Genomic DNA, 21,237 nt, shown 5'->3' with positions numbered 1-21,237 from the left:
TAAAGGGATAAATGCCTCACTGGATCAGGACAAGAGATAAGGCCGTTTCCCCGCGCAGCGCCTTGCCAAAACACCTATTGGTGCCTAGTTTCGCAGGATTGTTTTTGATCAAGGCGGCCCGGTTAAGTGGCCCGGGTAAGTGGCCAGCAACGGCGATCGTCCGAGGGTCATTTCAAAACGTCGGCACAGGTAAGACCGGGTGGCATCATGACATCGATTAGATCCGGCAGGGCCTCCAAGGGGACGCAGACTTTGCCCGCTTCCCTTTTTACCTTCATCTGGGCGCATTCGCGGCGTCAGCAGTTTCTGCTTCTGGCGCTGACGGTTCTGACGTTTCCTTTTCTTTACGCCAGCCTTGAGCTGCCAAAGCGGATCATCAACGATGCCATTGGGGCCGAGGCGCCGGTGATACAGGCCTGGGGAGGCTACGAGGTCGCCCAGGTCGATTACTTGTTGCTCCTGTGTCTGGCCTTCCTCGGGGCGGTTCTGGTTGGCGGCATGATGAAGATGCGGCTCAACACCATGAAGGGGATCGTGGCCGAACGCCTGCTGCGGCGCCTGCGTTATACGCTGATCAGCCGCATGATCCGCTTTCCACGGCCCTATTTCCGCACCACCAGCCAGGGTGAGCTGGTGTCGATGATCACATCGGAAAGCGAACCCATGGGCGGCCTGATGGGCGATGCGGTGGCGCAGCCGGTGTTCCAGCTGGGGCAGATGCTGACCATCGTGACCTTCCTGTTTATGCAAAGCGTCTGGTTCGGTCTGGTGTCGGTGGCGCTCATCCCGCTGCAGGCCTGGCTCATTCCCATGCTGCAGCGCCAGATCAACCTGTTGAACAAGGATCGCATTCACGAGGTGCGCATGCTGGCCGCCGAGATCGGAGAGACCGCTGCCGGGATTGAGGATCTGCGTGCCAATGGCGGCTGGCGCTATCGCCTTGCGCAGGTCTCGGACAGGCTGGGGCGCCTCTTCGAGATCCGCCGCCGGATCTACACCAAGAAATATTTCATGAAGTTCCTCAACAACATGATCGGCCATGTGACACCTTTCGTGTTCTACTCTGCGGGCGGCGTTCTGGCGATCCGGGGGGACATCACCGTGGGGGCACTGGTTGCGGCGCTGGCGGCCTACAAGGACCTGTCGGCCCCCTGGAAAGAGCTTTTGACCTATTACAACCAGGTGCAGGACATGTCCCTGCGCTGGAAGATCATGGTGGACCGCTTTGCCCCGCGTGGAATGATCGATGCGGCGCTGATCGACGGAGAGCCGGATGACGTCCCGCACCTGCGCGGGGATATCGAGATGCGGGGTGTCACGGTCCGGGATGGCGACGGAAATGTCGTCCTTGAGGATATCTCCCTGACCATTCCGGCCGGCAGCCGAGTCGCGATACAAAGCTCCAGAGACAGCGCGCGGGCCGCCTTTGGCCAGTTGCTGACCCGTGAAATCCTGCCCGCGCGCGGTGTGATCGAGGTGGCAGGGCATCGCCTTGACAGGTTGCACCAGGGGGTGATCGCCGCCCGTATCGGCTATGCCTATTCGCATCCCTATCTGTTTTCCGGCTCCCTTGGCGACAACGTCCTGATGCCGCTGCGCAGCCGCCCCGGCAATGTCAGCCGCGACAATGCGACCTTGCGCAAACAGGCCGAGGCCAAGCGGGCCGGCAACAGCGGCGATCTTCTGGAGGCCGATTGGGTCAATCCCGAACTGGCGGGTCTCGGCTCCGAAGGGGATCTGCGCGACTGGTGGTTCCAGCTGATCGAAGCGATGGGCATCGACGAGCAACTGTTCCAACGCACTCTGCATGCCCGGTTCGAGGGCGGTGCCCACCCGGCACTGGTGCAGCATATCATCCGCCTGCGTCCCGTCATTCGCGAGCGTTTGCAGGAGGTCGGCCTGGCCGATGTGGTGCACCACTTTGACCCGGATCGCTTCAACCCGGCTTTTCCTCTTGCCGGCAACATCCTGTTTGCCGTGCCGACCCGCGATGTGCCGGTGGAAGAGTTGATCGAGCCGGAGGGTCTGTTTCTGCGCCTGATCCGGGAACAGGGTCTCAGCGCAGAAACCATGGGCATCGGCCTTGGCGTCGTGGACACGCTGATCAAGACCTTTGGCCGCGAGGATACGGACCATCCCCTGTTCCAGCGCCTTGGGCTGGACGAAGATCTTTACCGGCGTCTGTGCAGCGCTGCCGAACAGTTCACCACGCAGGGCAGCGGCGGCATGTCCGAGAAAGAGCAGGCGCTGTTGATGACCGTGCCGTTCCTTCTGAGCGAAGAGCAGATCGGATCGCGCCTGCCGGACAGCTTCAAGGCACGCATTCTGAAGATCCGCAAAAGCCATGCTGCACGGCTGATCGCGCAGACCGAGGGGCTGTTCCAGCCTCTGAAAGAACACGCCTATTTCGCGCGTCTGTCGGTTCTGGAGAATGCGCTTTTCGGGAGAATCTCGCTGCGCGCAGGGGCGCGCGCGGCGCAGGTCGAGGCTGTCGTGGCAGAGGTGCTGAAATCCCATGGGCTGCAAAAACGCCTGGCGCTGATCCTTTATGATCTGCCGACCGGCCTTGGCGGTTCGATGCTGGAGCCGGTGTTCCAGGAACGCGCCGCCTTTACCCGTGCCGCCATCAAGCGGCCTGATATCCTGATCCTGGACAAGGCGCTGGCAAGCCACAGTGCCGAGAACCGCCTGCGCACGCGGGATCGCCTGCGGGATCTGATGCCGCAGACCACCATGATCTTCATGGAAGACCATATCCAGCATCCCGACCGCTATGACCTTTATTTCGAAATACGCGATGGGCGGATCGACGGCGTCAAGCGGCGCAGCGAAGGGGTTCCGGAGGGGGCTGGAACAACCGATTTCGCGGCCAAGTTCGATATCATTGCGGGAGCCGAACTTTTTGCGCAGCTGGATGCACGCAACCAGCGGCTCTTGGCGTTTTCGGCGGGCTGGCACGAGGTGCCCGCAGGCGAGCGGGTATTTGCCGCCGGCGAGAGCGGCGATGCCGTTTACCTGTGTCTGTCAGGGCGCGCCGAACTCAGATGGCCGAACGCACCGGCGGGGGCTGCGCCGGTTTCCGTGATCGAGCCGGGGCGGCTGATCGGCGATCTTGCCGTAATCATGAAGGACGCGCGCAAATTGGATCTTTTTGCGGCCGAGGACTGCCGGTTCCTGCGCATCGGGGCCGCTGAGTACAAGGCGGTGATCGAAAGCGATATCAACGTCGCCCTGCGCCTGCTAGAGACCATCGCGGGCCATCTGTCCAATGCCGGGGACAGGATGCTTTCGATGGCGCAGCAAAGCGCTCAAGGCTCCGCGCAGGACGCGGGGCAGGAACCGAACAAGGACTAAGATCTGATGCTTGAGAGGCAGAACTACACCGCCCATGAAGCGCTTGTGCGCGTTGCGCGGGCCAAGCCTCAGCTCTGGCGGCTTGGGATCGGTCTCGTCCTTGTCTACTTGATCGCCTTTGCGCTCTCTTCGGTAGTCTTGCCGATCCTGGCGGCGCTTTTTCCCGGTAACTGGCTGAGCGGGATGGCCGACGGCAGCACGCCGGGGGCGATGCTGGTACTGCTGGGCGGTTTTGGCTTCATCACGCTGGGGGTCGCCCTCAGCGCGCGGCTTTTGCAGGACCGGCCGTTCACGTCGGTCATCGGCCAGCCGCGTCCCTTGATCCGTCAGTTCCTGCGGGTGAGCCTGTATCTGCTGGGCCTCGGCATCGTTCTGTCGCTGCTCCCACCCTATGAAATGGGCGAACCGATGCAGCCGAACCTGCCGTTCGAAACATGGCTGTCCTTGCTGCCGTTCTCTTTGCTGGTGGTGCTGATCCAGACAAGCGCCGAGGAGATTCTCTTTCGTGGCTATATCCAGCAGGGCCTTGCGGCGCGGTTCAAAAGCCCCCTGATCTGGCTTGTGGCACCATCGGCCTTTTTTGCACTCGGTCACTACATGCCAAGCGAGGCCGGGGAGAATGCGGTTCTGATCGCGCTTTGGGCCGGGGTCTTTGGATGCCTGATGGCGGATCTGACCGCGCGGTCCGGCACGCTGGGACCTGCCATAGCGGTGCATTTCTTCAACAATGTCAGCGCGCTTTTACTCTTTGCTTCGCCCAGCAGCCTGTATGGGCTCGCTCTGTACCTGATCCCTTTCGACATGTCCGATGCCGAGGCCCTGCGCCCCTGGCTGGCGGTGGAGTTTGCCATGATGCTGGTCACCTGGCTGGCGGCGCGCCTTGCGATACGGCGCTGATTGCAATTGAACGCAATGGGCCTTATCTGAGGGGCCAAACAGCCCTGACAGAGGCATGATATGAACTGGATCACCAATTACGTCCGCCCGCGGATCAACTCGATCTTCTCGCGCCGTGAAGTCCCGGAGAACCTGTGGACCAAATGCGACGAGTGCGGCACCATGCTGTTTCACCGCGAGTTGAAGGACAATCTGAACGTCTGCACCAACTGCGGCCATCACATGCACATCACGCCGCGCGACCGGTTCAGCGCCCTGTTCGATGGCGGGATCTTTACCGAGGTCGCCGTACCGGAACCGCTGGCCGACCCGCTGAAGTTCCGCGACCAGAAGAAATACCCCGACCGCATGAAGGCGGCGCAGAAAAAGACTGGCGAGAAAGAAGCCATGCTGGTCGCCGCCGGTGAAATGGGCCGCACGCCCATCGTGGCTGTGGCGCAGGACTTCTCCTTCATGGGCGGCTCCATGGGGATGTATGTGGGCAATGCGATCATCGCCGCCGCCGAAGAGGCAGTGAAGCTGGGGCGTCCGCTGATCCTGTTCTCGGCTGCGGGCGGCGCGCGCATGCAGGAAGGCATCCTGTCGCTGATGCAGATGCCGCGCACCACCGTCGCGGTTCAGATGCTGAAGGAAGCCGGGCTGCCCTACATCGTGGTTCTGACCCATCCCACCACCGGGGGTGTGACCGCATCCTACGCGATGCTGGGGGATGTGCATATCTCCGAGCCCAACGCCTTGATCTGCTTTGCCGGTCCGCGCGTGATCGAGCAGACCATCCGCGAGAAACTGCCCGACGGCTTCCAGCGCGCTGAATACCTTTTGGATCACGGCATGCTGGACCGGGTAACCCCGCGCACCGCGCTGCGCGAGGAGCTGATCACCATCCTGCGCATGCTGATGGGCCTGCCGCCTCAGGTTGTGGGCGATCTGCCCGCCCCGTCCGAAACGGCGGAGCTTTCCGCACCGGATGTCGAAAAGGGCGCGAAACCTGCCGCAGCCGCTGGGGCAAAGCCAAAGTAGACCTGTCAAAAGACCATGCACCCGTGACGGGTGCGGCTCTTTGCCCGTCTGCCTGATCCGGCGGGCGGGCTTTTTAATCAGACCCGGTTCGGGAGCCACCCATGACCAAAGAGACCTCCGATGCCATCCTCGAGCGCATGATGGCCTTGCATCCCAAGATCATCGATCTGACGCTGGACCGCGTCTGGCGCCTTCTGGAGGCGCTGGATAACCCGCAGGACCGCCTGCCGCCGGTCGTTCATATCGCGGGCACCAATGGCAAGGGATCGACTCAGGCTATGATCCGCGCTGGGCTCGAAGGGGCGGGGAGGTCCGTTCATGCCTATACCTCGCCGCATCTGGCGCGCTTTCATGAACGCATCCGCCTGGCCGGGGAGCTGATTTCCGAGGCGCATCTGACCGAAGTTCTGGACGAGTGCTATTCGGCGAATGGCGGTGAGAATATCACCTATTTCGAGATCACCACCTGCGCGGCCCTTCTGGCCTTTGCCCGCACCCCGGCCGATTACACGCTGCTGGAGGTTGGGCTTGGCGGTCGGCTGGATGCCACCAATGTGGTCGCCAGACCCGCCCTTTCGGTGATCACACCGGTGTCGATCGACCACGAGCAGTTCCTTGGCAACACGATCGCCAAGATCGCAGGCGAAAAGGCCGGGATCATCAAGCGCGGTGTGCCTGTGGTCGTCGGACCGCAGGCTGAGGAGGCGATGGAGGTGATCGAAGAGGTTGCCGCCCGCCACGGCGCGCCACTCATCGCCCACGGTCAGCACTGGCACGTCTACGCCGAACGCGGGCGTCTGATCTTTCAGGATGAAACCGGCCTCTTGGATCTGCCGATGCCCGCGCTGATCGGGGCGCATCAGGTGCAGAACGCCGGGATCGCTTTGGCCGCCCTGCGGCATCTGGGGATGGATGAGGCGGCCTGTGAAGCGGCCATGACGGGCGCCACATGGCCTGCGCGGATGCAGCGGCTGAAGACCGGCCCGCTGGTCGAGGCGGCAGGCAGCGCCGAGCTGTGGCTTGACGGTGGGCACAATGCGGCGGCGGGTGCAGCCCTGTCGGATGTACTGGCAGGGCTGCCAAAGCGGGCGACACATCTGATCTGCGGGATGCTGAACACCAAGGATGTAAGGGGCTACATGGCGCCGCTCGCACCCCATGTGGCAAGCCTGACGGCGATCTCGATCCCCGGCGAGGCGGCTACGCTGAGCGCCGAAGAGACCGAGGCCGCTGCGCAATCCGTGGGTATCAACGCGAGCCGCGCAGAGGATGCCCTATCGGCGCTGAAGGCGATCGTTGCCGAAGATCCGGCGGCGCGGGCGCTGATCTGCGGATCGCTCTATCTGGCGGGCAATATCCTGCGCGAAAACGGCTGAACGACACGGGCAGGGCGGGGTACTCCCGCCCGGCTTCGATCTTGCGATCTCATCCCGTTGGGCATGGCGCCGCTGACGCGGCGTGGCCGAGGTGCCGCGACAGCGCTTCTAAATATGGTCGTCCAGCAGGGCGCGGGCCTGTTCGATGGCGGCCAGTCGCTCCATCGATCTGATATCCTGTCCGACCAGCCGCACGCCACCAAAGAGGGTCGTGGCCGACCCAATCGCCGTGAGCGCCATGGATATGAGTGCGGGGACACCAAGGGGCGTGGTGAGAAAGCCGAAGCCAAGAACCGTAGCGGTCCACCCACCGCCGGTCAGGGCGTATTCGATAGCCGACGGGGCCTTTCTCAACTCATGCTGCCTTGCCTGCAAGAGGATATCGGCCCAGAAACGTGGCCGGGTCTGGTCGGCGGGGCGGGGGTGCCTGTCCAGACCGGTCCAAACCAGGATGTCCGCCGGGTTCCTCACCAAGGCCGCGACCACGTCGTCCAGGTCGGTCGGGCTTGCCGTGTTGAGAATGGGCGGTTTCATCCGACGCTAGGGCTTTTCGGCACTTTGCGCGAGTGCGGCCCGAATGACCTCTTTCTGGTCGAGGCTAGCCGCCTTGGCAGCTGCCTGTGGATCGCGTTGGTCGATGTGGGCGATGGTCTCGTACAGCCGACCTTCGAGAGCAGAGGCCAATCGGTTGCGTCGCAAGCGTATGCCAACAAAGGTCATCACGACCACAATGGCGACGGCCAGACCGCCAAGCGCGATCAGATTGCCATAGTCCACTCTGGGTAGAGCCTCTCTGAACGCAAAGACCGACGCGCCGTAGGCCACCGCGGTGCAGAATCCGTTCCAAACCGCGGACTGCCAGACCTGACCCACCAGATCATCATGCAGGTTGCGTTGCCCATTCAGGGCTGTTGTGGCGGCATCGTTGGGCATTTTCGGACCCTCCTTTGGGACAAAGAGTAAACCCGATGTGCCGCGTTTTCAACTTTGACCCCAGTCCTTGTCCTGCATCTCCCTCAGGCGGGAGGCGGTGCGTTCGAATTCGAAGGCGCCGTCGCCTTCGACATAGAGGTATTCCGGCTCAGCCGCCGCGGTGCAGATCAGCCGCACCTGCGCCTCGTAAAGCGCGTCGATCAGGGTGACGAAACGCTTGGCCTCGTTGAAGTTGCTGCGCGACAGGCGGGGGATGTCCTCGAGCACCAGCACCTTCACCTCTTCGGCGATGGCGAGGTAGTCGCCTGGTCCCAGCATCTTGCCGCAGAGGTCATAAAACGTGGCCCGAGCGACGCCGTTGCGAAAACCGGGCATCACCACCTCGCGGCCCTTCACCTCAAGCGTGAGGGGCTGGGCATCGCCGCCGGAGAGATCCTCCCAGATGGCCCTTATCTGGGCGCGGGACTCGGCATTCACCGGTGAGAAATAGACCGGTGAGCCCTTGAGGCGATCCTGCCGGTAATCCACCGGGCTGACCATCTCCCAGACCTGCATCTTCTCCTTGATGAGGTCGATGAAGGGCAAAAACAACTGACGGTTGAGGCCGTTCTTATAGAGATCATCCGGCACCCGGTTCGAAGTGGTGACGACCGTGACGCCCGCCTCGAAGAGCGCCTCGAACAGCCGTCCGACGATCATCGCATCGGTGATATCGGTGATCTGCATCTCGTCAAAAGCGAGAAGGCGCACCGAGTCCGCGACCTCCTTTGCCACAGGTGCCAGGGCATCCTGCACGCCCTGCTGGCGCGCCTCGTGCATCTTGGCGTGGATCTCCTGCATGAAGGCGTGGAAATGCACCCGCCGCGCGGGGATATCGCCAAGGCTATCGACAAAGAGATCCATCAGCATGGATTTGCCGCGCCCGACCCCGCCCCAGAGGTAGAGCCCTTTGACGTCTTCCCGCACAGCCTTGCGGAAGAGGCCGCGTTTCACCGGCGGCGCCATCAGCCCCTCGGCGATACGGTCAAATTCCGGCAGAACAGCCTGCTGCGCCGGATCCGGGCGGATCTGGCCTGCTTCGCTGCGGGTCTGATAAAGCGCGCTAACCTGGGTCATGGGGAAAGGGATAGCGCGGGGCGCGGGGGATGGGAAGCTAAGGCGTTGAATAATGCCGTCGCAGGCCGGGCAGCAGTGGCCCGGCCAGTTGTGTTCGCAATGCTTCGGCGATTGGCGGTGCAGGCAGAAAACCGGAACCGCCGCACAGGTTATTCGGCTGCCCGGGCGGGATGCCATTCAAAAGGCTGGAACATCTTGTCCACCGGAGTGTGAGCCAGGTGATTGGTGTAGTTCGACATCACTTTCTGCGCATAGCCAAGAATGACCCCCAGCATGTTGCGGGTGCTGAAGCCGGCCGCAAGAAAGGCCTGCATGTCTTGTTCAGAGACATGACCGCGGTCCCGCACCAGTGTCAGGGTAAAGTCGCGCAGAGCCTCAAGGCGGGTGTTGGGCAGCGGGGTCTGGTCGCGCAGGGCGTTGCTGATGGCATCATCGACATTCATGCTCTTGGCGATGGCAGTGTGGGCCGGCACGCAGTAGCCGCAGCCGTTTTCAACGTTGATTGCCTGCCAGACAACGGTGAGCTCCTCGGCGGTGAAGCCTGAGTCCACGAATTGCGCATGCACGGCATGGTAGGATTTCAGAAGTTCCGGGGCTTCGGCCATGACGGCATAAAGACCCGGAATGGCGCCATAGGCCTTTTGGGCGTTTTTCAGAAGCTCCCGGCTGGCTTCGGGGGCGGTGGTTTCATCGTGCATTGTGAATTTGGGCATCTTGGATCCTGTGGTTGGCAAAGTTTCGTCTTGTTTGGGCAATATGTGGCATTTGAGTGATTGCTCAATGGGGAAAATTGAGTGATCGCTCAAATGTGACATGCAGGTGGTTCATTCGCGGCAAGACAAAGCGGGAAATCTGGCGTATTCATCGGGTCATGCCACGCGCGCAGCCATATGACCGTGATGCCGCACTGGACGCGGCGCTGACCCTTTTCTGGCGAAAAGGGTATTACGCTACATCGTTGAAAGACATCGAAGTAGCGCTGAACATGAAGCCGGGCAGCATCTATGCTGCCTTCAACAGCAAGGAAACGCTGTTTGGCCTGACGCTGGAGCGGTACTTCCGCAAACAGCACGCGGAGTTTGTATCTACGCTCAAAGCGGTGGAATCACCGCTGCAGGGGCTGGCGGAATATCTGCGCCGCTTTGCCCGACTGCCGCTGGATGACCCGCAGCGCAGCAGCTGCATGCTGGTCAAGACGCTTCTTGGTGCCACTGAGCAGGACGCCAAGCTGGGAGAACTTGCAGGGCAGTACATCGATCAGATGATTGCTGAAATGGCTGCAGCCTTTGAGCAGGCAAAGCAGCTTGGGGAGTTGCCCGGGAATGCGGACGCAGATCATTTGGCGCGCCGGTATCAAGCTGATCTGACGGCCCTTGGGTTTGAGGCCTCCCGGCGGATCAGCCGCGAGAAGCTGGCGGTGTCAGCCGAGGAGCTTGCGCAGAAAATCGAGGCTATGCGTGTGAGGCCGGCCTAGGTTTCCCGGTATCTTGCGGGCCGTTCGTGGCACCTCACATCAAAATTTCTTAAGGGTGTGCGCAAAAATCCTGATTTGACCGGACGGCAAATTTCCATGAAGGTTCACCGTCTTATCAGGAGAGAGCCGATGGACCGTTCCGCGCCGCTGTTTACCCCCGTCTTGATCGTGGGCTGCGTGATCATCATGGTCAGCTTTGCGGTGCGCGCCTCATTCGGGGTGTTCCAGATCCCCATCGCCGACGAGTTTGGCTGGCTGCGCACGGAATTCTCACTGGCCATTGCGATCCAGAACCTCGCCTGGGGGATCGGGCAGCCGATCTTTGGCGCCCTGGCCGAGAAGATCGGGGATCGCAAGGCGATCATCCTCGGCGCGCTGGTCTATGCCGCTGGTCTGGTGCTGAGCGCAGGGTCAACGACACCGATCGAGCATCAGGCCTATGCCTGGCTGGTGGGCTTTGGCATCGCGGGCACGGGCTTTGGCGTGGTGCTGGCGGTTGTGGGGCGGGCAAGCTCGGACGAGAACCGCTCGATGTCGCTGGCGATTGTCACGGCGGCAGGCTCGGCCGGGCAGATATTCGGCGCGCCCTGGGCGGAGTGGATGCTGACCTTCCTCACCTGGCAGACGGTGTTCCTTGTCTTTGCGGGCGTCGTTCTGGCACTGATCTTGACGCTGCCGCTGATGCGCGCGCCGGAAATGGCGAGCAAGGGAGAGCTGGAAGAAAGCATGGGGGCCATTCTGATCAAGGCTTTCAAGGACCCCTCCTATACGCTGATCTTCCTCGGGTTTTTCAGCTGCGGCTATCAGCTGGCCTTTGTGACCGCGCATTTCCCGGCCTTTGTCACCGAGATGTGCGGGCCGATCATGCCGGGCGGGGCGCTCTATAGTATCGGGATCACCTCGACCTCGGCGCTGGGCGCGGTTGCGATCTCCTTGATCGGGGCGGCCAATGTGGGGGGCACCCTCCTGGCGGGGTACTTGGGCAATCGCTATTCCAAGAAATACCTCCTGGCGGCGATCTACACCGGGCGGACCATTGCGGCGGCGGCCTTTATCATGGTGCCGATCACGCCCACGACAGTCATCATCTTTTCCATCGTCATGGGGTCGCTCTGGCTTGCGACGGTGCCGCTGACCTCGGGTCTGGTCGCGCATATCTACGGGCTGCGCTATATGGGGACGCTTTACGGGATCGTATTCTTCAGCCACCAGCTGGGCAGTTTCCTCGGCGTGTGGCTCGGCGGGCGGATGTATGACGCCTATGGCGATTACACCTTTGTGTGGTGGATCGGCGTCGCCGTCGGAGCCTTCAGCGCCATCGTCCATCTGCCGGTGCGCGAACGCCCCCTGGGCAGTGTGGCGGCGTGATCCTTGCCTGAAATCTATCAAGGCGATGTCTGCCAGGAGAGGTGCTCGCCCTGCGCCGACAGCAGAGGTCCTTGACTTGGTGTTAGTTCGGCCTTTCTTGTCCAGCATGACTGACCTTTCGACCCAATCGCTGGATGAGCTCAGCCTCAATGAGGCTGCCCGTCCCAAAGCGCCACCGGTGCCTGCGGCAACAGACATGCACCGCCGTCAGGGGCAACAACTGGCGGCCATTCACCGTCATTATCTGATGGAGATGGCGCAGATCGCTGCTGTCCTTGCCCGGATCGAAGCGGGTGATGCTGCGCCCGAACATCTGCAGCGGATCGTGCTGTCCCTCGATATGGCCGAGAATTTTCGCGCCTTCGGATCGCTGTGCGGGCGCGAATGCCAGGTGCTCAAGTTCCACCACGACATCGAAAGCGGAGACATGTTCCCCCGGATCGAGGCCGCGGGCGGGGAAAAGTTCCGCGCGATCGTGGCCAAGCTGAGGTCAGAACACGAGGTGGTTCACGAGTTGATCCTCCGCCTTGCCCGCGCAGCGGATGCTCTGGCGGACGACCCGTGCGAGCCGAATTTCAACGAGGCCGCCGCCATATTTCGAAAACTGGAAGAGGTCGTGCGCTCCCATTTCGGCTACGAGGAAACGGAACTGGCCGAGGCCATCGGGTATTACCTCGGCGCGATCTGACGGACGCCTCTTTGGGTGCGGTTCATCTGGTCAGCCCTTCGTCCGCCATTTTTCGAGGATGTGGCGGCTGGTCATCAGGTCCAGATGGGCGCCGCCGCCGTTCTTGAACAGGGTGATGGCGGCAGGGTCATAGGCGGGGAAGGCGTCCAGATCGTAGAAATCCGCCAGCACGTCGCCACGCTGGATAACGCCCTCGGCCAGCGGGATCTTGAATTCGCCGATGTGATCCAGCGTGGTGTCGAAACTGTCGCAATAGAGGCGCGCGCGCCGCAAGGCCTCGTCGTCCGCCTCGCGCATGTCGGGGCGGTAGGCACCGATGAGGTTCAGGTGCTGACCGGGTTTCAGCCAGTCTCCCTTCACCACCGGGGTCGAGGACATGGTGGAGGTCACGATGATGTCCGCCGAGCGCACGGCGGGTTCCAGATCCGAGGCGACCTCGATCTGCGGATAGCTGGCCTTCATGTCCTCGGCCTTGGACCGGGTGCGGTTCCAGACCCGGATCTGGGCGCGGGGGTAGGCGGCGCCAAAGGCCTCGACCAGCGATCCGGCGACGGTGCCCGCGCCGACGATCAGGATGTCGCGGCTTTCGGGGTTGGCGAGCCGCATTGCGCCCAAAAGGCTGTCGCCGGCGGTCTTCCACTTGGTCACCAGGTGGAAATCCACCAGCGCATCCAGGGTGCCGTCCTGATCGGAATAAAGACAGACCCCGCCATTGACCATCGGTTTGCCCGCCGCTGGGTTGCCCGGAAAGATCGTCGCCGTCTTTACCGCCAGCCCCAGCCCGTCAATCCAGGCCGAGCGGCTGAGCAGCGTGTCGGGGTCGCGGTAGAGGAAGGTATCGCCGATCTCGGCCTTGGGCAGATCATGCCCCTTGGCCAGCGCCTGCGTGAATTCGGTCCAGTCCAGAAGGGCTTCACCTTCGGCAAATCCGATGGATGGGATGGTCATGCGGCCTCCTTGGGGGTCAACAGCCCCTCTGCAACCAGGCGCTTGGCCCAGGTGTCGGGTGTGGTGAAAAGATGGGTGTGCCAGCCGCGCGCGGCGGCGGCGTCGATGTTTTCGGGGCGGCCATCGGTGAACAGCAGACGATTGGGTGCAACGCCTGTGTCGCGTTCCAGATGCGCGTAGATTTCCGGCTCTGGTTTGATGGTACGCAGATGGCCTGAAACGAAGGCTTGGTCGAACTCATTGAAGAACGGGTAGGCCTTGCGGGCGACCTCATAGGTGCCGACGCCGAAATTCGTCAGCGCAAAGACCGGTGTGCCGCGCGCTTGCAGGGCCCGCATCAGCCGCACCGAATGGGGGATCTCGGGCGAGGCCATCTTGATCCAGCTGTCGTGCCAGTGGCGGATCTCTTCGGCCCAATCCGGGTGTTGATCTGCCAGCCCGTAAACAGAGGCGCGAAAATCATGCCCCCGGTCGATGTCGAGGTTCATTTCATGCAGGTCCACCTCGGCAAACAGCGCCTTGCGCCGGTCCGGCCCGATACGGGAATCAAAAAAGCCTTCGGGATTCCATTCGATCAGCACGCGGCCAATGTCGAAAACGACGGCGTCGATGGGCATCTGGTCTTTCCCTGCTCGGTTACGTCACCCCGCCGACCGCGGGCGCGGGCGGGGGATCGGGCGGCTGCGCCGGGTTTCGCGCCAGACTGAAACAAGACCGGCGCCAATGATCAAGGCCGAACCGGCCCAGACCGGCACATCCGGCCATTCATCGAACACCAGAACGCCCCAGAGGACGGCCATCGGCATGGCGACATATTCGAATGGCGCGGCAAGGCCCGCCTCGTTCAGCCGGTAGGCCTGGCTCACCAGATAGCCGCCAAGGGATCCGGCAAGGCCAACGCCGACGAACAGCCACCAGTCCCCCTGCGCGGGCCAGACCCAGGCGCGCAGGATGAAATCGACGGCGGCACTGTCGCCGGTGGCAAAGCGGCCATCGCCCGTGAAAAGCCCCACCAGTCCGCTGACCACCAGAAAGCCCAAGGTGGGATAGAAAGACAGGGTGGAGGCTTTTTCGGCCCCGCCCGCACGGCGGGTCAGCACATGCAGCGTGGCATAGCCGCAGGCGCCCAAAAAGGGCAGGAGGGCGGCAGCCTGAAAACTTCCGGGACCGGGACGCATGATGATCAGAACGCCAAGGAAACCTGCCGCCACCGCGCCCCAGCGCCAGGGGCCGACGCGTTCTTTCAGCACCACGACCGACAGGGCAGTGACGATCAGGGGCGTGGCAAAGGCGATGGCGACCGCCTCGGCGATGGGCATGATCGCAAGGCCGGTGAAAAAGCACAGATTGGCAAAGAGCACCGCGCAGCAGCGCATCAGGTGCAGTTTCGGCTGCCGGGTGCGCAGGATGTGAAAGCCGCCCTCCAAGGGGATGATCACTGCCGCCAGTACGATCAGAGCCACCACCGAACGCACCATGACCACCTGATACAGCGGGTAGTCACCGGAGAGGAACTTGAAGATCACGTCGATTACGGAAAAACAGATGGCCGACCCCGATGCGGCCATCAGCCCCAGAACGCTGACTTTGATTTCCTGGCTCATGGCCTGCCTCCTACACTCGTGCGATCAGTGACGCAGATGGGCGACCTTAACAAGTCTCGATTTGAGAGTATCCGAGATCGGCAGTGAAGGAAAAACTAGGCTCGTTTGGCCGCGCGCAGTTCCCGTTCCAGACTGTCCAGAAACCGCGAGCGGTCCGCCTTGGTGAAGCCTTTGCCGCTGCCGCCCGCGCCCAGGGGGTTGGCGGCGCGCAGGTCGGCCATCAGGTCGCGCATGGCAAGTTGCTGGCCGATATTGGCTTCGGTGAAGCGTTCGCCATTGTGGCGCAGCACGCGGGCGCCTGCCTCGATGCATTTGGCGGCCAGCGGGATGTCGCCCGTCACGACCACATCACCCGGCCCGCAGCGGTCTGCGATCCACATATCGGCCACATCCGCCCCTTCGGCGACGATCACGGTTTCCACCAAAGGATTGGCCGAGGGGCGCAGGCCCCCGTTAGAGACCACGAACATCTTGATGCCGTGCCGGGTGGCGACCCGCTCGGCCTCGGCCTTGACCGGGCAAGCATCGGCGTCGATGTAGAGTGCGCTCACGTCTTTGCCTTTTTAGGCTCTGATTTCCCGGATTTCTTCTCCCGGTGCTTCACCTTGAACTCCTCCGGGATCGGCATCCGGTTGAAGGCATCCAGACCGGCGATCTTGTAGGCTTCGGCCAGGGTCGGATAGTTGAAGGTGTTCTGGACGAAGTATTCCACCGTGCCTTTGAGGTTCAGCACCGCCTGGGCGATGTGGATCAGTTCGGTCGCGCCTTCGCCGACGATCTGCACGCCCAGCACCCGGCGGGTCTTGAGGCTGAACAGCATCTTCAGCATCCCGTGTTCCAGACCCATGATATGCCCGCGCGAGGTTTCGCGGAAGCGCGCGATGCCGACCTCGTACGGCACGCCACGCTCCTGCAGTTCCTCTTCGGACATGCCGCAGGTTGAGATTTCCGGAACCGAGTAGATGCCATAGGGGAACCAGGGGCTTTCGGGCACGGTCGGGGTTTCCAGCGCATGGCAGGCGGCGACCCGCCCCTGCTGGAGCGAGGTTGAGGCCAGCGAGGGATGCCCGATCACATCGCCAGTGGCATAGACATGCGGAACCGCCGTCTGGTAGGTCTTGCGTTCGACGCTGATGCGGCCGCGGTGGTCGGTCTCCAGCCCCACGGCCTTGAGGTTCAGACTGTCGGTATTGCCCATGCGCCCGGCGGCGAACAGCAGCATTTCGCCCCGCACGTGGCGACCGTTGGCCATGCTGACCTCGACATGGGTGCCTTCGTCTTCGATCTTTTCGATAGCCGAGCCAAGCCGCAGATCGACGCCGTTTTCGCGGATCTGATGGGTGAAATCCTGAATGATGGTGCGGTCGATGAAATCGAGGAAGCTGTCGCGCGGCTCGATCAGGGTGACGCGCACATCCAGCGCCGAGAACATGGTGGCATATTCAACGCCGATGACGCCGGCGCCGACCACGATCAGGGAGCGGGGGATCTCTTCCATCTCGAGAAACTCATCGCCATCGACAATTGTCTTGCCGTTGAAGGGGACATCATCGGGACGATAGGTGCGGGTACCGGTGGCGATCAGGAACTTTTCGCCGGTCACGCGCGTCGTATCGCCGGCCTCGGTCGCGACCTCCACCTCGTTCGGGCCGGTGAAGCGCGCCAGCCCTGCCAGCCATTCCACATGGTTTCGGTTGAACTGATGCTCCAGCACATCGACCTCGTGATCGAGCGTCATATGCAGGCGCGCCTTCAGATCTTCGGCGTCAATCTGGTCCTTCACCCGGTAGGCGCGGCCATAAAAACTGCGCTCGCGCCAGCCGGTGAGGTTCAGCACCGTTTCCCGCAGGGTCTTCGACGGCACGGTCCCGGTATGGACCGAAACGCCGCCCAGCCGGTCCTTGCGGTCGATCACCAGCACGCGCCGCTTGAGCTTGCCGGCCTGAATGGCGGCGGTCCGCCCCGAGGGGCCGGATCCGATGATGACGAGATCGTAATCGTACTGGCTCATGGTCTGTCGTCCTTTCGCGGGATCAGTCGCGGTAGAGCGCCTCGGCGTGGAAGGCGACGTGATCCTCCATGAAGGTGGAGATGAAGAAATAGCTGTGGTCGTATCCCGGCTGCAGGCGCAGGGTGGCCTGTTGGCGACGTTCGTTCACGGCCTGTGCCAGCGCCTCGGGGCGCAGAAGGTCGATGAACTGGTCCGAGGTGCCGGTGTCCACCAGGATGGGGCCGTCAAAGCCCTTTTCGCGCATCATCAGGGTGGCGTCATGCTTGGCCCAGGTGGACTCATCCGCGCCCAGGTAGGCGGTCAGCTGCTTGCGGCCCCAGTCGCTGGCCGTGGGGTTGCAGATCGGCGCAAAGGCCGACACGGAGCGGAACCGCCCCGGCAGGTTCATTGCCAGCGTCAGCGCGCCATGCCCGCCCATGGAGTGACCGCAGATCGCCTGCCGCTCCAGATCGACGGCGAAATTCTCCCCCAGAAAGGCGGGCAGCTCTTCGGCGATATAGTCCCACATCTGATAGTGAGGCGCCCAAGGCGCCTGGGTGGCGTTCACGTAGAACCCTGCGCCCTTGCCCAGGTCGTAGTTTTCATCGTCGGCCACATCGTCGCCGCGCGGTGAGGTGTCGGGAAAGACGATGGCGATGCCTTGCTCGGCGCACCAAGCCTGGGCACCGGCCTTGGTCATGGCGTTTTCATGAGTGCAGGTCAGGCCCGACAGGAACCACAAAAGCGGCACCGGGCCGTCCTTGGCCTCTTCGGGCAGGAACAGACCAAAGGTCATCTCGCATTTGGTTGCGCTGCTCTTGTGCCGGTAGACGCCCTGCACGCCGCCAAAGCATGTGTTTTCCGAAACGGTTTCCATGGTGAGGCTCCCTTTTGTGGTTGGCCTATCAGCTACCCTTCGGCAGGGGCGGGGTCCAGTGTTGCGGCGCCCTGTCGCAGCCTTTTTGCGCCAGAAGGTTTGAGAAATGGCAAATACGGGCGCGATGCGAGCGATCTTTGAGGCCGCGCTGCGCTGTGACGGGGGGCGGGGGTAGACTTGGCCTGCGAAACGGGGGACAGGTTGCACCACGACATGCAGCGAAGGACACCCGATGAACACGTTCCAAAGACTGACCCCCGAGGCCGCCGAAGCCGAGATCGAACGCCCCGACCCGGCAAAGGTCATCGCGGGCGATCCCGTCTTTACCACCTGGAACGCCGAAGAGGTGGATGGCCTCTACTGCGGGATCTGGCAGTCGACGCCGGGCAAGTGGCGGATTTCCTACGACGAATGGGAATACTGCCGGATATTGGAGGGGCGCTCGGTGATCACATCGGACGATGGCACGGAATATCCGCTTGCGGCGGGCGACAGCTTTATCCTGCGGCCCGGCTTTTCCGGCACCTGGGAGGTGATCGAGACCACCCGCAAGGACTATGTGATCCGGCTTTAGGTGGGTTTTCAGGCGGTCGTGCGGGTCAGGAAACCCAGGCGATGGCCAGCGGCACCGTCAGGATCGAGACCGCGGTGGAGATCAGGATCGCGGCCGAGGCGCGTTGCGGGGCGATACCGTAATGCTGGGCGAGCATATAGACGTTGCCCGCCACCGGAAGGGAGGCCGCCGCAATCGCGACCGAGGCCGGGAAGCTGGCGACCGGTACCAGCCACAGCACGCCAATGGCGACAAACACCGGGTGCAGCACCAGCTTGGCAAAGCTGAGCCAGGCGGCCACCTCGACGCGTTCGGCGGATTTGGAGGCCAGCGACGCTCCGATGGCAAAAAGCGCACCGGGTGTTGCCGCGCCGCCGAGGATCGACAGAAAGTCATTGACCGGCGCCGGGATCGGCTGGGTCGAGGCTGACCAGGCAAGCCCCGCCACGATGGCCACGATCATCGGGTTGCGCAGCAGGCCGAGCGCCACCAGTTTCAGAGTTTGCAATCCCAGCCCCGAGCCACGCCCCGCATTGATCAGGATAACGATGAGCGAGGAAAAGACCACAAGGTCAACGCTCAGCACCACCATCATCGGCCCGATCGAGGCTTCTCCGAACAGGATCGCCATCATTGGCAGGCCGAGGAAGCCCACGTTGCCGATGGCGGCGCATTGCGCCTCGACGGCTGCGGTGGGCATGTCCAGACCTCTGAGCGCCGCGACCGCCGTGGCCACAAGGTAGACCGCGAGAGTGCCCGCTAGGTAGCCGAGGATCAGGTCCGGGTCGAAAACCTCGGCAAAGGAGAGGTTCGCCGCAAAGCGGAAGATCATCGCCGAGAGCGGGAAGAAAAAGACGAACTTGGTGAGATAGGCCGTCGCCTCATCCGTAAAGAACCGCGTGCGCCCGGCCCAGTAGCCAAGGCCGATGATCGCAAAGAAGGGCAGGGTTCTGAAGAATATGTCAACCATTGCAGGATTGGTAACCTGATTTTACCAAAACGAAAAGCCTGTTTGGCAGGGGCTGTATGATGCAGAGGCGTGGCACTCCCGCCCGTCGCCTCTGCATCATACATGCAGGGCTCCCGTTGGGCCGGGCCGCGCTGGCGCGCGGCGGGCATTCTGGACGACGGTGGATCTTACAACAGGACCATTTCCGCACTTAGGTGAGGATGGCAGCGTGCCTGATGGAGGTCCCCTTTTGGCAAATGGCCGGAAGGGTTTTCCGCTAAAGGTCTGCAAGCATTTGAGATGCCTGTGCTTTGAGCTGCTCAACCCTTTGCTGCGCCTGATCTGCATAGCTGCCGAGGGTCAGGATTTCTGGGCGAAGAAGCGCCAAACGCTCACCGGTTGCTGTGGGGAGTTCTTCCAGAAGTTCGAAAAGCAGGTTGCTGGCGATCCGCGCTTCCTTTTTGCGGTTTTCCATTTCGCCTTCGGTGCCGACCAGCTTTATGACGGCGCTGAATGCTTCGTAGTCGCTGCCGTCTATGGGTATGTTTTCGGCTTCTGACATTGCGAACAGGGCATGGAGTGCGTCTTGTCGGCTGAGATGGCGCATGCTGTCATAAAGCGCGCGTGCCTTGGACGGACCGGCTGTCGCATATTCCCGTTGTGAGGTAATCGTTCTGGCTTGCGTCGCCTGCTGTGCCGTGAGGCTTTTGGCCGCCGCTGCGGATTGCCCGACATTCTGTTGGGGGGAAATCATCTTGGCCTGCTCCTTTCTGGTTACAGGCGCAGTGTCCCACCGAGAGGTGTGTATTGCGTAAATTCTGCTGCCCCTGAACTTTGTTGAGGATCTCATCGGCAGTCCGGTTGATAGCTTGCATTGCTGGGCGCCCGCCGCGCATCAGCGCGGCGCCACGCCCAACGGGAGGGGGTGGTTCCTTGAACCGCCGCCGACGGGCGGGAGGGCTTGCCTCGCTGCTTTGGAAGATCAGCCGCTGCCGATCAGTGCGCCGGCGCCCAGCACCAGCGCGCCGCCCAGGACCACCTGCAGCGTGGCGCGCCAGAATGGGGTTTCCATGTATTTGTTCTGGATCCAGGCAATTGCCCACAGTTCGATAAAGACGATGATGAAAGCGATCGTCGTCGCTGTCCAGAACTCCGGGATCAGGTAAGGCAGCGCATGGCCCAGCCCGCCCACCGTGGTCATCACTCCCGAAGCCACGCCGCGTTTCATCGGCGATCCGCGCCCAGAGAGTTCCCCGTCGTCCGAGGCCGCCTCGGTAAAGCCCATCGAGATTCCCGCCCCGACCGAGGCCGCCACCCCCACAAGGAAGGTGGTCCAGGTGTCCTGCGTGGCAAAGGCCGTGGCAAAGATCGGCGCCAGCGTCGACACAGAGCCGTCCATCAGCCCTGCCAGCCCCGGTTGCACCCAGGTCAGCACGAACTGGCGATGGGCGGTGCGGTCTTCCTCGGACCGGGCATCGCCCGTCAGATGTGCCTCCTCCAGTTCCGCGGCCGTGTCGTGGTGGCCGGCCTCGGCGGCGGCCAGATCACCCAGCAGCTTGCGTGTTTCGGCGTCTTCCGTGCGGGCGGCGGCGGCCAGATAGAAACGCTCTGCATCGGCCTCCATCGCCTTGGCCTCGTCGCGGATACGATCCAGGCTCAGGTTCTCCATCAGCCAGACCGGGCGGCGGTTATAGTATCCGGCCACATGTTCACGCCGGATCAGCGGGATGGCCGGACCAAATCGTTTTTCGTGCAGGGCAATCAGCCGGGCGCGGTGCTCGTCCTCCTCAGTGGCCATCCCGTCGAACATGGCGGCCGAGGCCGGAAAATCCTCCCGCAGCCGCGCCGCGTAGCCGCGATAGATGCGCGCATCATCCTCTTCCGAGGAAATTGCCAGGGCCAGGATCTCTTGACTGGTGAGGTCGGAGAACCGTTTTCGCTGGGGGAGAAAGCGCATGTGTTATCCTTTTAGAACTGTTCTAAACAGAGTATGCGTATCATCCAAAAGTGCAAGGGGGAATGCCGATACAGCTTCACGCAGGCAGGGCATGCGCGGAACACAGTTGTTGAGACGGAGGTGACTGGGCTAG

Annotated in this window: 21 protein-coding genes; 8 read left to right on the top strand and 13 right to left on the bottom strand. The window is 62.4% G+C overall.

Features of this window, described 5'->3' with window-relative positions:
- The first annotated feature begins 252 nt into the window (after positions 1-252).
- The 4 genes from AADA15_RS12655 to AADA15_RS12640 all read left to right on the top strand — a co-directional run bounded on the left by AADA15_RS12655 (position 253) and on the right by AADA15_RS12640 (position 6,647).
- Positions 253-3,354 (top strand): ABC transporter transmembrane domain-containing protein, encoded by a 3,102-nt coding sequence (locus AADA15_RS12655; protein WP_341641918.1) that lies wholly within the window; start codon positions 253-255, stop codon positions 3,352-3,354.
- 6 nt (positions 3,355-3,360) lie between these two features.
- Positions 3,361-4,251, top strand: a complete 891-nt coding sequence (locus AADA15_RS12650) for a CPBP family intramembrane glutamic endopeptidase (RefSeq protein WP_341641917.1) — start codon at positions 3,361-3,363, stop codon at positions 4,249-4,251.
- Between the two features lie 60 nt (positions 4,252-4,311).
- Entirely contained in the window at positions 4,312-5,271 is a 960-nt protein-coding gene (gene accD, locus AADA15_RS12645; RefSeq protein WP_341641916.1) for an acetyl-CoA carboxylase, carboxyltransferase subunit beta, read from the top strand.
- A 101-nt stretch (positions 5,272-5,372) separates the two neighbouring features.
- Entirely contained in the window at positions 5,373-6,647 is a 1,275-nt protein-coding gene (locus AADA15_RS12640; protein WP_341641915.1) for a bifunctional folylpolyglutamate synthase/dihydrofolate synthase, read from the top strand.
- A 108-nt stretch (positions 6,648-6,755) separates the two neighbouring features.
- Here the strand turns inward: AADA15_RS12640 and AADA15_RS12635 are convergent, their stop codons facing one another.
- The 4 genes from AADA15_RS12635 to AADA15_RS12620 form a co-directional block, all read right to left on the bottom strand.
- Positions 6,756-7,181: a hypothetical protein gene (locus tag AADA15_RS12635; RefSeq protein WP_341641914.1), complete on the bottom strand. Its 426-nt coding sequence runs from the start codon at positions 7,179-7,181 to the stop codon at positions 6,756-6,758.
- A gap of 6 nt (positions 7,182-7,187) precedes the next feature.
- Positions 7,188-7,580, bottom strand: a complete 393-nt coding sequence (locus tag AADA15_RS12630; RefSeq protein WP_341641913.1) for a hypothetical protein — start codon at positions 7,578-7,580, stop codon at positions 7,188-7,190.
- 48 nt (positions 7,581-7,628) lie between these two features.
- Positions 7,629-8,696: a cell division protein ZapE gene (gene zapE, locus AADA15_RS12625; RefSeq protein ID WP_341641912.1), complete on the bottom strand. Its 1,068-nt coding sequence runs from the start codon at positions 8,694-8,696 to the stop codon at positions 7,629-7,631.
- Positions 8,697-8,845: 149 nt separating this feature from the next.
- Positions 8,846-9,409, bottom strand: a complete 564-nt coding sequence (locus AADA15_RS12620; RefSeq protein ID WP_341641911.1) for a carboxymuconolactone decarboxylase family protein — start codon at positions 9,407-9,409, stop codon at positions 8,846-8,848.
- 158 nt (positions 9,410-9,567) lie between these two features.
- On the opposite strand from AADA15_RS12620, the gene AADA15_RS12615 reads away from it, so the two are divergent.
- From AADA15_RS12615 to AADA15_RS12605, 3 genes are all read left to right on the top strand, one after another.
- Positions 9,568-10,170 carry a TetR/AcrR family transcriptional regulator gene (locus tag AADA15_RS12615; protein WP_341641910.1) on the top strand — a complete coding sequence of 201 codons (603 nt, stop codon included), beginning with the start codon at positions 9,568-9,570 and terminating at the stop codon, positions 10,168-10,170.
- Positions 10,171-10,299: 129 nt separating this feature from the next.
- Entirely contained in the window at positions 10,300-11,538 is a 1,239-nt protein-coding gene (locus tag AADA15_RS12610) for an MFS transporter (RefSeq protein ID WP_341641909.1), read from the top strand.
- A gap of 106 nt (positions 11,539-11,644) precedes the next feature.
- Positions 11,645-12,226 (top strand): hemerythrin domain-containing protein, encoded by a 582-nt coding sequence (locus tag AADA15_RS12605; protein ID WP_341641908.1) that lies wholly within the window; start codon positions 11,645-11,647, stop codon positions 12,224-12,226.
- Between the two features lie 30 nt (positions 12,227-12,256).
- On the opposite strand, the gene AADA15_RS12600 is transcribed toward AADA15_RS12605, so the two are convergent.
- The 6 genes from AADA15_RS12600 to fghA form a co-directional block, all read right to left on the bottom strand.
- Positions 12,257-13,174, bottom strand: a complete 918-nt coding sequence (locus tag AADA15_RS12600; protein ID WP_341641907.1) for an ornithine cyclodeaminase family protein — start codon at positions 13,172-13,174, stop codon at positions 12,257-12,259.
- Entirely contained in the window at positions 13,171-13,791 is a 621-nt protein-coding gene (locus AADA15_RS12595) for an HAD family hydrolase (protein WP_341641906.1), read from the bottom strand. The genes AADA15_RS12600 and AADA15_RS12595 overlap by 4 nt, the downstream gene beginning before the upstream one ends.
- A gap of 24 nt (positions 13,792-13,815) precedes the next feature.
- Positions 13,816-14,778 (bottom strand): DMT family transporter, encoded by a 963-nt coding sequence (locus tag AADA15_RS12590; protein ID WP_341641905.1) that lies wholly within the window; start codon positions 14,776-14,778, stop codon positions 13,816-13,818.
- Between the two features lie 95 nt (positions 14,779-14,873).
- Positions 14,874-15,329: a YaiI/YqxD family protein gene (locus tag AADA15_RS12585; protein WP_341641904.1), complete on the bottom strand. Its 456-nt coding sequence runs from the start codon at positions 15,327-15,329 to the stop codon at positions 14,874-14,876.
- Positions 15,326-16,789 carry a Si-specific NAD(P)(+) transhydrogenase gene (sthA, locus tag AADA15_RS12580; RefSeq protein WP_341641903.1) on the bottom strand — a complete coding sequence of 488 codons (1,464 nt, stop codon included), beginning with the start codon at positions 16,787-16,789 and terminating at the stop codon, positions 15,326-15,328. Before sthA ends, AADA15_RS12585 begins: the two co-directional genes overlap by 4 nt.
- Before the next feature lie 22 nt (positions 16,790-16,811).
- A complete protein-coding gene (fghA, locus tag AADA15_RS12575; RefSeq protein WP_341641902.1) occupies positions 16,812-17,645 on the bottom strand; it encodes an S-formylglutathione hydrolase in 834 nt (277 codons plus the stop codon).
- A gap of 232 nt (positions 17,646-17,877) precedes the next feature.
- Here fghA and AADA15_RS12570 point away from each other — a divergent pair, with 232 nt between their 5' ends.
- Positions 17,878-18,219, top strand: a complete 342-nt coding sequence (locus AADA15_RS12570) for a cupin domain-containing protein (protein WP_341641901.1) — start codon at positions 17,878-17,880, stop codon at positions 18,217-18,219.
- Between the two features lie 25 nt (positions 18,220-18,244).
- Here the strand turns inward: AADA15_RS12570 and AADA15_RS12565 are convergent, their stop codons facing one another.
- The 3 genes from AADA15_RS12565 to mbfA form a co-directional block, all read right to left on the bottom strand.
- On the bottom strand, positions 18,245-19,168 hold the full coding sequence (locus AADA15_RS12565; protein WP_341641900.1) for an AEC family transporter: 924 nt from the start codon (positions 19,166-19,168) through the stop codon (positions 18,245-18,247).
- A 256-nt stretch (positions 19,169-19,424) separates the two neighbouring features.
- Positions 19,425-19,997, bottom strand: a complete 573-nt coding sequence (locus AADA15_RS12560; protein WP_341641899.1) for a hypothetical protein — start codon at positions 19,995-19,997, stop codon at positions 19,425-19,427.
- A gap of 132 nt (positions 19,998-20,129) precedes the next feature.
- On the bottom strand, positions 20,130-21,104 hold the full coding sequence (gene mbfA / locus AADA15_RS12555; RefSeq protein ID WP_341641898.1) for an iron exporter MbfA: 975 nt from the start codon (positions 21,102-21,104) through the stop codon (positions 20,130-20,132).
- Positions 21,105-21,237: the final 133 nt, after the last annotated feature.

Origin of the sequence: Phycobacter sedimenti (genome assembly GCF_038148855.1) — a bacterium.
In the GTDB taxonomy this organism is placed as follows: Bacteria; Pseudomonadota; Alphaproteobacteria; order Rhodobacterales; family Rhodobacteraceae; genus Phycobacter; species Phycobacter sedimenti.
This window is presented reverse-complemented; position numbering and strand designations above follow the sequence as displayed.